Consider the following 12,520-nt stretch of genomic DNA (forward strand, 5'->3'; position numbering starts at 1 on the left):
CGAGACAACAGCCGAAGCGGAGCTGCCGGATTTTTACTTTCCGCAGCTTCGCGGTCGGCACTGCGAAGTGATGCCTGAAATCTGAAAGTCCCGGGGAAGGGATCGGCAGTTGGTACAGCAGCGGCATCGCGGTGCCTTAAAAAGAAAGAAGACCTGGATGACAAGGCGACCCGCAATGTATCGAGGGTCGAACTAATGAGCACAACGGGGGAACGCCATGGACGCTTTCGCTTTTCCTGTCGGAGCATGCCTGCTGGGGCTGCTCGCCGCGGCCGCAGGCACGGACCTGCATACGCGGCGCATTCCGAACGTTCTGGTGCTCACGGGTCTGGCGGTGGCGTTCGCCGTGCAGTGGGGACTGCATGGCGTGGGTGAGGGTAGCCAACGCTGGATATTGGGCCTGCTCACGGGCGGCGGCCTGTTCTTGCCGCTCTACCTGTTGCGCGGCATGGGTGCGGGAGACGTGAAGCTGATCGCGGCCGTGGGCGCTTTCGTCGGACCCGTGACGGCATTCGAAATCGCGCTGGCGACCTGCGTCATTGGCGGAGTCTGGTCGCTGGCGGTGGTTGTCTTCAGGGGTAACGCCAGGTCCGCAGGCGCCAACATGCTGGCAATCCTGCTCTCCAATGGCGGCCAGTGCAGCAGGCTGTCCGGGAAAGACAACGGCGCCGTACGGCCTTCCGTCGGGTCGCTGCCTTATGGCGTCGCCATTGCACTGGGCACGTTGAGCATCATGATCCTGCGCGCCGGACACAGCATCGTTTGATGGGCCGGGGCAGTCATGCAAAAAATTCATGCAAAAGATTCACGTAAAAACAGAGGCCACGTCGAAGGGCAATAAAGGCAGCAAAAAAACACTTCGCGCGATGCGCGGGGACATTCGGGGGTACAACGTGAAAGACCAACAGCACACGGTGCCGCAGGCATCGGCCGACGTGACGCGCCTTCATGATGCAAGCCGCGCACGTAGCGACGGGGACGGGGCGGGCAAGCTGGCCCGCGCGCCGCGCACCATCGAGGAAACCGGCCTCGACCAGAACTTCCTTCTCGAACTCGTTGCCAAGTCCGCATTCGTGATGGGCAAAGTGACCCTTTCCCAGCTCGTGCAGCGGCTAAAGCTCGGCGCCAGCGTGCTCGACAGTGTCGTGTCGTTCGGCGTGCGGGAGCGGATTCTCGAAATCGTCCGGCGCGGCGCCAGCGACCTCGATGTCGAACTTCAATTGACGGAAGGCGGGCGTCAGCGCGCGGCCGACTTCATGAGCCGGTGCCGCTACGTCGGCCCGGCGCCGGTATCGCTCGCGAGTTATGAGGCCGTCCTGGCGCGGCAATCCGTGCGGCAGATGCACGTGACACGCACGCAGGTGCGCGCGGCCTTTGCCGGGCTGACGGTCAGGGCGTCGCTGCTCGACGACATTGGCGGCGCGGTCAATAGCGGCAAGCCGGTGATCTTCTTCGGTCCGCCGGGAAGCGGAAAAACTTCGCTGGCCGAACGACTGGGCCACCTGCTGCCGGGGCGCGTCGCGGTGCCCTATGCGATTGCCGTCGAAAACGAAGTGATCCAGATTTTCGACCCGCTGATCCACGAACCCTTTAGCGTCGCTTCGCAGGATGGTGCGCAGGGCGCGCCCACCGACGCGCGCTGGCAACTCTGCCGGCGGCCCACGGTGCTGTCGGGCGGCGAGCTCACGCTCGAAATGCTCGAGCTGCACTATGACGAAGCGAGCGGATTCTATCAGGCCCCGCCGCACGTGAAGGCCAATGGCGGTCTTTACGTGGTCGACGACCTGGGACGTCAGCGTGTCGAGCCGGCTGAACTGCTCAACCGCTGGATCGTGCCGTTCGATCGCGGCCGCGACATGCTCACCTTGCATACGGGCTTGCGCTTCTCGCTGCCGTTCGATGTCTGGGTTGCATTCTCAAGCAACTTCTCGCCGGCGGATCTGGGCGATGAGGCGTTCTTCCGGCGTCTCGGCTGCAAGCTGTATGTCGGCGCGCTCGACGTCGCCGAGTACAGGGCCGTCTATGAGCGCCGCAGCGAAGAGCTGCGTGTCCCGTCCGACACCGATGCCTTCGAATACCTCGTTCATCACCTGCACATGACGTCCGGGCGTCCGCTGCTCGCCTGCTATCCGGGCGACATTCTGCGCATCGTCCTGGCCAACGCCAGGTATCTGGACGAGCCGCCCATCGCCAGTGCGCCGAACCTTCTGCGCGCGTGGAACAGCTATTTCGCGGTCGTCGGCGAGTACGAGGCGCCGCCGCCGCAACAGCAGGGCTCCTCGGAGCGGGCCGCAAAAAAATCAGCGGCCGGTTAATGGACCGGTTAAGCGGCCGGAAACCCTAGTCAGGAAACAGGTCAGGAATCAGGAGACGCATCATGAAGAACGTACGCGCCATAGTGATGTTGCTGGTTGCCGCGATAGCCGGGCTGGGTGCTGTCGCGATGGCATCGCGCTGGCTGTTCGACCGGTCATCCGGCATGACGGCCAAGGTCGCCGTCGCGGACATCGACATCAATCTTGGACAGCGGCTGAGCCCGGAATTCATCAAGATGGTCGACTGGCCGTCGGGCAGCGTGCCGGCCGGCACGTTCAACGACGTCCAGAAACTCGACGGGCGGGTCATGAAAAACAGCGTGCTGCGCGGCGAGCCGATTCTCGAAGGCAAGCTTACGCCCGTCGGCACGCAAGGCGGCCTCTCGGCCGTGATCGCGCAGGGCGATCGGGCGATCACCGTGCGGGTGAATGACGTGATCGGCGTGGCGGGCTTCGCGCTGCCCGGCAACTACGTCGACATCATCGTCAGCACGCAGCAGGACAAAGGCGCCAAGGGTTCGAAGGACGAAAACATCTCGAAGATCGTGCTCGAGAAGATCCTGGTGCTGGCCGTCGCCCAGGAGGTCGGGCGCGACGAGACCAAGCCGAAGGTCGTCAATGCCGTCACGCTCGAAGTCACGCCCGAACAGGCAGAGAAGCTCGATTTGGCGCGCAGTGTCGGCACGCTGTCGCTCGTGCTTCGCAATCAGGTCGACACCGCTGAGCTTTCTACGCCCGGCGCGACGAAATTCACGCTGCTTGGTACGCAGGCTCCGGTGGCTGCCTCGGCGCCCGCCGCGCGTCCTGTGGTACGCACGCGCTATGTGGCACGTCGGGCTGCGCCGCATGATTGCGTAGGTGTTCTATCGGGTGTGTTGGGCGGCGTGGAGTGTTTCTAGGCGCAGGCGGTCAGCCCGTGAGCGGGGCGTCCGGCATCGGGCGCCGGGACGACTGCACGGTGCGTTCGAAAGACATCGGGTAACGGGGGAATCAAAAATGAAGATGAATCAGGGGTTCTCGAGCGGCCGCCGGACGCGCCACCGCTCACTGGGCAGTACGGCGCTCGTTGCGGCGCTTTGCTTTGGCCTCGTGGCCGCTCAGACCAGCGAGGCGCAGGAGGCGATCGAAAACCCGATCCTGGCGGCGAAGCGCAGCCCGAATCTGCCGTCGCCGGCCTTGCGCGGTGCAGCGCCGATGAAAGTCGCGATGATGCCCGGCGCGGCGGCGATGAGCGGGCCCATTCCGCTGCGCGGCCCGAACTGCATCGGGGAGATGCGCGCCGAAACCAACATTGCCGTGCCGGTCGGCAAATCGGTTCTTGTGCCGCTTCCCGAACCCGCGCGCAATCGCACGCTCGGCAACCCGGTCGTGGCCCAGGCGGCGCTGGTGTCCCCTCAAACGCTCTACGTCGTCGGGATGACGGTCGGCACCACTAACATGATCGTGCAGGGCAAGAGCGGTGCCTGCACGATGATCGATGTGAACGTCAATGTCGATGCCGAAGGGCTGCAGCAGGCGCTGCGGCAGGTGATGCCGGAAGAGCGCGGCATCCGCGTATCGACGGCAGCCGGCGAGCTGGTGCTGGCCGGGCGCGTGTCGAGCGCGCCCGCTGCGCAACAGGTGATGCAGATCGCCCAGGCTTTCGCGGACTCGCAACCTACGCAACAACAGCAGGCGGCGTCGTCGAATTCGGGTAACGGGACGACGAGCACGAGCCAGCAGAGTACGAGCACCAGCAAATCGGCCGCGGTGATCAACATGATGGTCGTCGATGCGCCGCAGCAGGTGATGCTCGAAGTCAAGGTGGCGGAGGTATCGAAGACGCTGATCAACCAGCTGGGCGCGGCCGTGAATATTCAGGGCGGCTTCGGCTCATGGACCGGGGCGCTGGTGAGCAGTCTGCTCCAGGGCGTGTCGAGCGCGTTTGCCGTCAGCAAGGCCAACAACCGCCCGTTCGATCTCGCCGTCGATGCGCAGAAGACCGACAACCTGATCAAGATTCTCGCCGAACCGAACCTCGTAACGATCAGCGGCCAGGAAGCGACGTTCCTTTCGGGCGGCAAGATCTTCATTCCGATTCCGCAGAGCAGCGGCAACGGCGTGTCGAGCATCACGCTGCAGGAGGAAGAGTTCGGCGTCGGGCTGAGGTTCACACCGACCGTGCTGGCCAATGGGCGGATCAACCTGAAGGTGGCGCCCGAAGTGTCCGAACTGTCGCCCACGGGCGTGACGGTCGCGTCCTCCGGCACGAGTTCGGTTTCCATCCTGCCGCTCATCAACACGCGCCGCGCATCGACGGTCGTGCAGATGAACGATGGCGAGTCGTTTGCGATCGGCGGCCTGTTGAGCAACAACATTACGGGTGCGCTGAAGGCCGTTCCCGGTCTTGGCGAACTGCCCGTTCTTGGCGCATTGCTGCGTAGCACATCGTTCCAGCGGGACATGACGGAGCTCGTATTCATCATCACGCCGCACCTCGTGAAGCCGATGCAGACCGCGAATTATCCGTTGCCGACGGACAGCTTCTCGCCAACGAACGATGCCGACGTGTATGCGACGGGCAACATGGAAGGCCGTCACGGCAGCAAGAGCGTGGCACCCGTCGGCACGCCGACGAACGCGCAGCCGGCGCAGTCGCCCGCACCGATGCCTGCTCCGGCACCTCAGGCACCCGCATCTCAGGCACCAGCACCGCAGGCGCCGGCCGCGCCCTCGGTGATGGCAGTACCGCCGCCCGACGTACATGTCATTTCAGAGGTGCCCGCGCAAGCTGGTTCGCAGGGGACGACCGGGCCGTCGCCGCAGACGTCGCCGTCCGCGCCGCCATCGGCACAAACGGCCGATAACGACGCCGCCCGCATTGCGCGTATCGAAGCCGCCGCGAGCAGGATCGCAGCAGGCACAGGCCTGCAGGAAGTGGCGACTGCAAGCGCATCGGGCCACGCGCTGGACCATTGATGTGATGCACAGGGGAATCTCATGAAACTCGAACTCGTCAATCTCCCGCGCCGTGCCGCTCTGGTTTTGGGCGCATGCGCCTCGCTGACCGGATGCATGACCAGCACGCCGATCTGGGATGCGCACGTCGGCCAGGCACTCAAGGCCGTCACCCAGGCGCAGATCATCGATCCGGACGCCGGGCACACGCCTGCCACGCCGAGTATGGATGGCACGTCCGCCGTCACGGCCATGGACAGCTACGACAAGTCCTTCCGCTCGCCTACGCCGCCCGCGAATGCATTCGTCATCGGCGTAGGCGGAAGTTCGGGCGGCGGCCAGTAACCGGACCAGGCACAGGAGATCGTCATGCGTCGCGTCAATCATTCGGGTTCGTACGGTGCTGCCCGCCGGGGCGCGCGCGGCGTCGTGGCGATCATCGTCGCACTCACGCTTGCGTTGCTGATTGCCTTCACGGGCCTCGCGCTCGATCTGGGCAAGCTGTATGTCGCGAAGAGCGAGTTGTCCAATGCCGCCGACGCCTGTGCGCTGGCGGCCGCGCGCGATCTGACCAGGGCCGTGTCGCTTGCGACGCCCGAGGCGGCCGCAATGACGGTGGGGTCGAGCAACCGCGTGCTGCTGCAGGGCGAGAACGTGGCGCTGGCAACCGATAGCAACGTCACGTTCAGCAGGCAGTTCGCGGGGCCCTACCTCACCAAGGACCAGTTCACGACGGCGGATGTGCCGGCCATCGGTTATGTGCGCTGCACGGTGAGCCGCACGCGTATCCCCAACTGGTTCATGCGGGTGGTCGACGCCACGCTCGGCACGTCGGCCGTCGCCGCGACGGCGGTCGCGTCGACCACGGAGTCGCAGACGACCTGCGCGCTGCCTGTCGCCATTTGCGCACCGCCCGCGGGCAGCCCGTATAGCGTTGGGCAGTGGGTGTCCAGCAAGGTTGATTCGAACACCAACCAGCTGAACGGCAGCTTCATGTGGGTTGCGTACCCCGGTCAGAATGTGCCCGACATGAGGACGCTTCTCACGGGGGCGGGCCAGTGCACGCTGCCAACGAAAGGGACCAATGTCGGCCAGACCGGCAACATCCAGAGCATGGCGGACGCGTGGAACACCCGTTTCGGTATCTACCATGGCCAATACAATCCGCCGCCGGATCCCACCGGAATATCCGATTTCACCGGCTTCGCCTATTCGCCCGTGACTCAGCTCAACGGTTCGATTCCGACCGGAAATGTCTTCCCGGATTTCCGTGACAACCAGCGGCCGAAGCACACGCCCTATCAGGGCGGCCCCTCGACTCCGGACAATCTCCTGGATGTCCAGGGCACGACCCAGGCGAGCACCTACTATTCGACTGGCGCCGACCGGCGGCTGGCGCTCGTGCCGGTGGTCGACTGCTCGGTATTGCAAAGTCCCGCGCACCAGGCGCCGATCCTGTCGTGGGCATGCATCCTGATGCTTCACCCGATGGAAAAAGGCGGGAGCAAGAGCGGGCTCAACGGCACCGTCTACCTGGAGTATCGCGGCGACGCGAGTGACCCGACGACGGTCTGCGCCACGCAAGGCATTCCGGGAACCACGACGGCGGGCATCGGGCCGATGGTGCCCGTGCTGGTTCAATAGGAGGTTCGTCATGCGCAGGCAAAGAAGGTCGACCCGGAAGATGAAGGGCGCGGTCGCCGTCGAGTTCGCCTTGCTGGCCGTGCCGCTTATCACGCTGCTGCTTGGCATTGCAGAGTTCGGCCACGCGTTCTATGAGTACAACACCATCGTCAAGTCGGTGCGCGACGGGGCGCGTCTGCTGTCGGCCTACGACCCGACCGATACCACCGACTATCCGATCGCGCAGGCGAAGTGTCTGGTCGCATACGGCACGCCGGATTGTTCAGGGCCGCCGCTCGTCCGGGGTCTGACTGTCGATCAGGTGGTGGTGTGCGACCAGGTGAATACGGCCGGCTGCAACGGACAGTTCAAGAACGTGCAGACCAACCCCGCTGCGGAGACGATCAATCTCGTGCAGGTGAAGGTGACGGGATATCGGTACGCGCAGATCACCGGGTTCTTCAATCTCGGCGGTCTGATCTTCGGCGATATCAGCTGTGTGATGAGGCAGGTGCTATGAACCGACTTCGAATCCATCGCCGGCCGCCCGCACGACGTCAAAGAGGCGTGGCGGCGCTCGAGTTCGCGCTGGTCGCGTCGATTTTCTTCACGCTGCTGATCGGCGTGATGGAAATGGGCCGCGTGCTCTTCTACTTCAACTCGGCTGCGGAGGCGACGAGGCTGGGCGCGCGCGTGGCCGTAGTCTGCGATATCGACAGTAGCCAGGCCACGACCAACCCGGTTGTCCGGGACATGCAGCGGATGCTGCCGATTCTGACCCCGGCCAATGTCGTGGTGGCGTACACACCGTCGGGATGCGACGCCTCGTCGTGCACGGCAGTGACGGTGTCGGTCACCAACGTCACCGTCAAAACAGTGGTGCCGTTCGTGCCGTTCAATCCGACCTTGCCGCCGTTCTCGACGACCTTGCCGCGCGAAAGCCTGAACAGCGTGGGTGGCACCAATCCGAGCTGTACGTAGACCATCGTTCATCACGGGAAGAATGAAATGATCGACATTCTCACAATTTCATCCGATCCGGCGCATGCGAATGCCATTGCACGGATCGTCGAGACCGGTGAGTCTCACCATCGCGTCAGGACTTCATCGGCACGCCTTGCGGATCTCTGCGCGAGCGATGAAGCGCTCGATGGCATCGACCTGCTGATTTTCGAGAGTTCGCAACTGATACAGGCGGATTTCGATGCGCTCGCTACGATCGCGGCGAAGCATGCCGATTTGAGCTGCATCCTGCTCGCGCCGTCGCCGTCCGCGGACCTGCTGGTGCGCGCGATGCGCGCAGGCGTGAAGGACGTGCAGCCGTGGCCCGCGGACCCTCATGATCTGGGGCGCGCCGTCGAGCGCCTCGCCGCGAAGACGCGCGGCACGCGGCGCGACGGGCGGGTGATCTCGTTCGTTTCCTGCAAAGGCGGCAGCGGCACGTCGTTCCTCGCGGCCAATCTGGCGTTTGCGGCATCGGCAGCGGGCAAGCGTGCGCTGCTGATCGACCTGAACCAGCAGTTCGGAGAAGCGGCGTTCCTCGTCTGCGAAGCCACGCCGCCCGCCACGCTCGCCGACGTCAGCGCGCAAATCGAGCGTCTCGATCCGGCGTTTCTCGAAGCCTGCCTGACGCACGTCAGCGAGAGCTTCGACGTGCTCGCCGGCGCGCTCGACCCGGCGCGGGCGAGAGACATCAAGCCGGAGCATCTGCAACGTATCCTGAATCTGGCACGCCCGCTCTACGATCTCATCATCTTCGATATCGGGCAGAGCGTCAGCCATGTGTCGATCGCCGCGCTGGACCAGAGCGAATGCATCTTTGCCGTGCTGCAACTGAGCCTGCCGTATCTGCGGGCGGGCCGCCGGCTGATGGAAATCTTCCGTTCGCTCGGCTATCGCGGCGACCGGGTTCGCGTGCTGGTGAACCGCTATGAAAAGAGAGGGCCGGTGGGATTGCCGGAACTGGAGAAGGCAATCGGCCTGCGCGTATCGAGCGTGATCCCTGAAGACGATGTTTCGGTATCCGCCTCGATCAACCAGGGCGTGCCGATCCTGCGTCTCGCGAAATCGAGCGGCGTTGCGAAAGGATTGAACGCGCTGATGCGCAGTCTCTCGCCGCCGCCTGTGATCGAGCGAACGCGCATCCTGCAGAAATTCTTCGCCCGTCCGGCGCTGAGCAGGGCATGAAATCGAGGAGAACCAGAATGGCCGACGTAATGACACTTCGTGAGCAGTTTATCGACCAGCCCGACGCATCGGTGCACGATCAGGGCGCGCATCGCTCGAAAATGGCGCAACGGGCGTATCAGGAACTGAAGCGGAACGTCCATCAGGCGATCATCGATCGCGTCGAGCTGGAGAAGCTGCAGCGTCTGTCGACCGAGCAGATCCAGCATGAACTGGCGCAACTGGTCGAGCGGATCATCGAAGAAGACAACGTGCCGATCAACGAGCTGGAGCGCAGGCAACTCGTGCGCGACGTGCGCGACGAGATGCTCGGCTTTGGTCCGCTCGAACCGTTGCTCGCCGATCCGACCGTGTCCGACATTCTCGTCAACACGCACAAGCATGTGTACGTCGAGCGGCGCGGCAAGCTCGAGCTGACCGACGTCACGTTCTACGACGACGCGCATCTGATGAAGGTGATCGAAAAGATCGTGTCGCGCGTCGGCCGCCGGATCGACGAATCGAATCCGATGGTGGATGCGCGCCTTCCTGATGGCTCGCGGATGAACGCGATCATTCCACCGTCGGCGATCGACGGGCCATTGCTGTCGATTCGCCGTTTTGCGGTCAATCCGCTCTCGCCGAAAGACCTGATCGAGAATCAGAGCATGACGCCGCCGATGCTTCAGGTGCTCGAAGCGATGTCGGCCGCGAAGATGAACGTGCTGATCTCGGGTGGAACGGGCAGCGGCAAGACGACGCTGCTCAACGTGCTGTCGGGCTTCATCCCGGCGGACGAGCGGATCGTCACGATCGAGGATGCCGCCGAGCTTCAGTTGCGCCAGAAGCACGTGCTGCGCCTCGAAACGCGCCCGCCCAATATCGAAGGACGGGGCGAGATCACGCAGCGCGCACTGGTGCGCAACGCGCTGCGGATGCGGCCGGACCGCATCATCCTTGGCGAGGTGCGCGGGGCCGAGGCGCTCGACATGCTCCAGGCAATGAACACGGGCCACGAGGGATCGCTTGCCACTGTGCACGCGAATACGCCGCGCGATGCGCTGACGCGGCTCGAAAACATGATCGGCATGGCCGGGCTGAACCTGCCGCCGAAGTCGGCCCGCCATCAGATCACTTCGGCGATCGGCGCGATTATCCAGGTCGCACGCCTGACCGACGGACGCAGAAAAGTCACGAGCATTCAGGAAGTCACCGGCATGGAAGGCGACATCGTCAACCTGCAGGAGATTTTCGCGTTCAGGCGCGCCGGCGTCGATCGGGACGGCAAAGTATGCGGGCATTTTTGCGCCACGGGCGTGCGGCCGAATTTCTCCGAGCGTCTCCAGGCGTTTGGCGTCGCCGTGCCCGATACGCTGTACGACCCGTCGAAGCATTACCCGGTATGAGCCCCGCATGACGAACGCAGCGCGAAACCAGCAACGGGCGGCGGCAACGGCCATGTGCCTGCGAGGTATCTGGAAATGAACACTCTATTCTATGGATTCGTCATTCTGGTCTTCGTCTCGATCATCCTGCTGATCGAAGGCGGCTACCTCTGGTGGAAAAGCGGGCACAGCAGCGAGGCGAAGCGCCTGGAAAACCGCATCCGGATGATGTCTGCGGGCGGCCACGGCGACGATCGAACCGGATCGATTCTCAAGCAGCGCGAGCTAAGCTCGTCGCCGCTGATGACCCGGCTGCTGCTGAAGGTGCCGCGCATTCATGCGCTCGACCGCTGGCTGGTCCAGTCGGGACTGGGCTGGTCGGTCGGGAAGTTCGTGATGCTGACGGTATGCCCACCTGTCGTGGTCGCGCTGCTTGGCAGGCTGGTCTACATTCCGGTGGCCGCGCTCATCGTGCTGATGCTCATCGGGGCGCTGTATGCACCGTTCAGGGTCAACCGTGCCGTGGGCAAGCGGCTCAAGCGGCTCGAGGAACAGTTGCCGGAGGCAGCCGACATGATGAGCCGCTCGCTGCGCGCAGGCCACTCGTTTGCGACGGCGCTCGGGATCGTCGGCGACGAAATGCCGGAGCCGATAGGCAGCGAGTTTCGCGCAGCGTTCGACGAGATCAATTTCGGCGTCCCGCTCAACCAGGCGCTTGGCGCGCTCGCGACCCGCGTTCCGATCAGCGACTTGCGCTACTTCGTGATCGCCGTTCTGATCCAGCGCGAAAGCGGCGGCAACCTGGCCGAGATTCTCGGCAACATCAGCCAGCTCATCCGCAGCCGGCTCGCGCTGCTGGGCAAGGTGAAGGCGCTCTCGGCCGAGGGCAGGTTGTCGGCCTGGATACTCGGTCTCCTGCCTTTTGGCGTGGCGACGGTCATCTCGGTCGTCAACCCGGACTTCATGAGCGTGTTGTGGACCGATCCCGCGGGGTTCAAGATGGTCGGCGGCGCGGTGGTCCTGATGCTGTTCGGTTTCGTGTGGATGCGCAAGGTCATCCGGATTCACGTTTGAATATCTGAACGGAGATGGGCATGTCCCATGTCGACCATGAAAACAGAGCAGATCGTATTGCTGGTCATCGTGTTCATCATCGTTGCCTTGTTCAGCATCGGTGTGATGGCGCTATTCATGCCCAATTCACTGAATCGCCGCCTCAAGACGTTGACGGATGACGCTGTTCCGCTGTCGGACACGAACGACCTCGACGTGCAATGGGCGAAGAAGATTGCGGAGGTGTCGGAGCCGATTGCGCGCCTGTCGATTCCCAAGGAAGGCTGGGAGCACTCCGCGTTACGCACTCGCTTCATGCACGCCGGGTGGCGCAGCGAGTCGGCGCCGGTGCTCTATTTCGCCGCGAAGACGGTGCTCGCGGCCGGGCTGCCGCTGGTCAGCCTGCTGGCGGCGGCGCCCTACATCGAGGCGGGCAACCATCATGGCCTCCTCGCGCTACTCGTCGTGCTCGCGGCCATCGGGTATTACCTGCCGAACGTCGTGCTGTCACGCCGGGTACAGCGCCGCCAGCAGACCATCTTCGAAGACTTTCCCGATGCACTGGATCTGCTCACGGTGTGCGTGGAAGCGGGGCTCGGGCTGGATGCGGCCCTGATGAAAGTGGCCGACGAAATGCACATCAAGAGCCGGACCCTGAGCAACGAACTGCAGCTTCTACTGCTTGAACTCCGGGCGGGACAGAGCAAGGAAACCGCACTCAAGAACCTCGCGTTGCGCACGGGCGTGGAAGATCTCGATGTGCTGGTGGCCATGCTGATTCAGGCCGAACGGTTCGGTACCAGTATCGGCGACTCGTTGCGCGTGCATTCGGAGAACCTGCGCCTCAAGCGCAGGCTGCGCGCGGAGGAGGCGGCTGCAAAGATCGCCGTGAAACTGCTGTTCCCGCTGATCTTCTGCATCTTTCCCACGCTGATGCTGGTCCTGCTGGGACCCGCCTTCATCCAGGTGCTTCGCGTGCTGCTTCCGACGTTCGCCGGGCAGACGGGCGGCGCGACGCCCCCCATGTAAAGGCAGGAGCGG

12 protein-coding genes are annotated in these 12,520 nt (G+C 63.9%); all 12 read left to right on the top strand.

Going from position 1 to position 12,520, the window contains the following annotated elements; translation table 11 throughout:
* Positions 1-217 precede the first annotated feature (217 nt).
* The 12 genes from Q0L30_RS15215 to Q0L30_RS15270 all read left to right on the top strand — a co-directional run bounded on the left by Q0L30_RS15215 (position 218) and on the right by Q0L30_RS15270 (position 12,508).
* Positions 218-766 carry a prepilin peptidase gene (locus Q0L30_RS15215; RefSeq protein ID WP_296657821.1) on the top strand — a complete coding sequence of 183 codons (549 nt, stop codon included), beginning with the start codon at positions 218-220 and terminating at the stop codon, positions 764-766.
* 127 nt (positions 767-893) lie between these two features.
* Positions 894-2,315, top strand: coding sequence for an ATP-binding protein (locus Q0L30_RS15220; protein WP_296657823.1), 1,422 nt, complete (start codon positions 894-896; stop codon positions 2,313-2,315).
* A gap of 62 nt (positions 2,316-2,377) precedes the next feature.
* Entirely contained in the window at positions 2,378-3,214 is an 837-nt protein-coding gene (gene cpaB, locus Q0L30_RS15225) for a Flp pilus assembly protein CpaB (RefSeq protein WP_296657826.1), read from the top strand.
* Positions 3,215-3,311: 97 nt separating this feature from the next.
* Positions 3,312-5,273 carry a type II and III secretion system protein family protein gene (locus tag Q0L30_RS15230; RefSeq protein ID WP_296657829.1) on the top strand — a complete coding sequence of 654 codons (1,962 nt, stop codon included), beginning with the start codon at positions 3,312-3,314 and terminating at the stop codon, positions 5,271-5,273.
* Positions 5,274-5,294: 21 nt separating this feature from the next.
* On the top strand, positions 5,295-5,597 hold the full coding sequence (locus Q0L30_RS15235) for a hypothetical protein (protein WP_296657832.1): 303 nt from the start codon (positions 5,295-5,297) through the stop codon (positions 5,595-5,597).
* Between the two features lie 24 nt (positions 5,598-5,621).
* Positions 5,622-6,896 (top strand): TadE/TadG family type IV pilus assembly protein, encoded by a 1,275-nt coding sequence (locus Q0L30_RS15240; protein ID WP_296657834.1) that lies wholly within the window; start codon positions 5,622-5,624, stop codon positions 6,894-6,896.
* A gap of 10 nt (positions 6,897-6,906) precedes the next feature.
* On the top strand, positions 6,907-7,395 hold the full coding sequence (locus Q0L30_RS15245) for a TadE/TadG family type IV pilus assembly protein (protein WP_296657837.1): 489 nt from the start codon (positions 6,907-6,909) through the stop codon (positions 7,393-7,395).
* Complete coding sequence (locus Q0L30_RS15250) at positions 7,392-7,856, top strand: TadE/TadG family type IV pilus assembly protein (RefSeq protein ID WP_296657840.1); 465 nt, start codon at positions 7,392-7,394, stop codon at positions 7,854-7,856. Before Q0L30_RS15245 ends, Q0L30_RS15250 begins: the two co-directional genes overlap by 4 nt.
* Before the next feature lie 27 nt (positions 7,857-7,883).
* Complete coding sequence (locus Q0L30_RS15255; protein ID WP_296657842.1) at positions 7,884-9,062, top strand: AAA family ATPase; 1,179 nt, start codon at positions 7,884-7,886, stop codon at positions 9,060-9,062.
* 29 nt (positions 9,063-9,091) lie between these two features.
* A complete protein-coding gene (locus Q0L30_RS15260) occupies positions 9,092-10,447 on the top strand; it encodes a CpaF family protein (protein ID WP_296658042.1) in 1,356 nt (451 codons plus the stop codon).
* A 75-nt stretch (positions 10,448-10,522) separates the two neighbouring features.
* Positions 10,523-11,500: a type II secretion system F family protein gene (locus Q0L30_RS15265; protein WP_296657845.1), complete on the top strand. Its 978-nt coding sequence runs from the start codon at positions 10,523-10,525 to the stop codon at positions 11,498-11,500.
* Between the two features lie 27 nt (positions 11,501-11,527).
* Complete coding sequence (locus tag Q0L30_RS15270; protein WP_296657848.1) at positions 11,528-12,508, top strand: type II secretion system F family protein; 981 nt, start codon at positions 11,528-11,530, stop codon at positions 12,506-12,508.
* The last annotated feature ends 12 nt before the right edge of the window (positions 12,509-12,520 follow it).

This window comes from Paraburkholderia sp., from assembly GCF_024281035.1.
GTDB lineage: Bacteria > Pseudomonadota > Gammaproteobacteria > Burkholderiales > Burkholderiaceae > Paraburkholderia.

Excerpts from the sequence above, each read along its gene's own strand:
- Q0L30_RS15215 (WP_296657821.1), top strand. The coding sequence starts at position 218 with ATGGACGCTTTCGCTTTTCCTGTCGGAGCATGCCTGCTGGGGCTGCTC.
- cpaB (WP_296657826.1), top strand. The coding sequence starts at position 2,378 with ATGAAGAACGTACGCGCCATAGTGATGTTGCTGGTTGCCGCGATAGCC.
- Q0L30_RS15230 (WP_296657829.1), top strand. The coding sequence starts at position 3,312 with ATGAAGATGAATCAGGGGTTCTCGAGCGGCCGCCGGACGCGCCACCGC.
- Q0L30_RS15235 (WP_296657832.1), top strand. The coding sequence starts at position 5,295 with ATGAAACTCGAACTCGTCAATCTCCCGCGCCGTGCCGCTCTGGTTTTG.
- Q0L30_RS15240 (WP_296657834.1), top strand. The coding sequence starts at position 5,622 with ATGCGTCGCGTCAATCATTCGGGTTCGTACGGTGCTGCCCGCCGGGGC.
- Q0L30_RS15245 (WP_296657837.1), top strand. The coding sequence starts at position 6,907 with ATGCGCAGGCAAAGAAGGTCGACCCGGAAGATGAAGGGCGCGGTCGCC.
- Q0L30_RS15250 (WP_296657840.1), top strand. The coding sequence starts at position 7,392 with ATGAACCGACTTCGAATCCATCGCCGGCCGCCCGCACGACGTCAAAGA.
- Q0L30_RS15255 (WP_296657842.1), top strand. The coding sequence starts at position 7,884 with ATGATCGACATTCTCACAATTTCATCCGATCCGGCGCATGCGAATGCC.
- Q0L30_RS15260 (WP_296658042.1), top strand. The coding sequence starts at position 9,092 with ATGACACTTCGTGAGCAGTTTATCGACCAGCCCGACGCATCGGTGCAC.
- Q0L30_RS15265 (WP_296657845.1), top strand. The coding sequence starts at position 10,523 with ATGAACACTCTATTCTATGGATTCGTCATTCTGGTCTTCGTCTCGATC.
- Q0L30_RS15270 (WP_296657848.1), top strand. The coding sequence starts at position 11,528 with ATGTCGACCATGAAAACAGAGCAGATCGTATTGCTGGTCATCGTGTTC.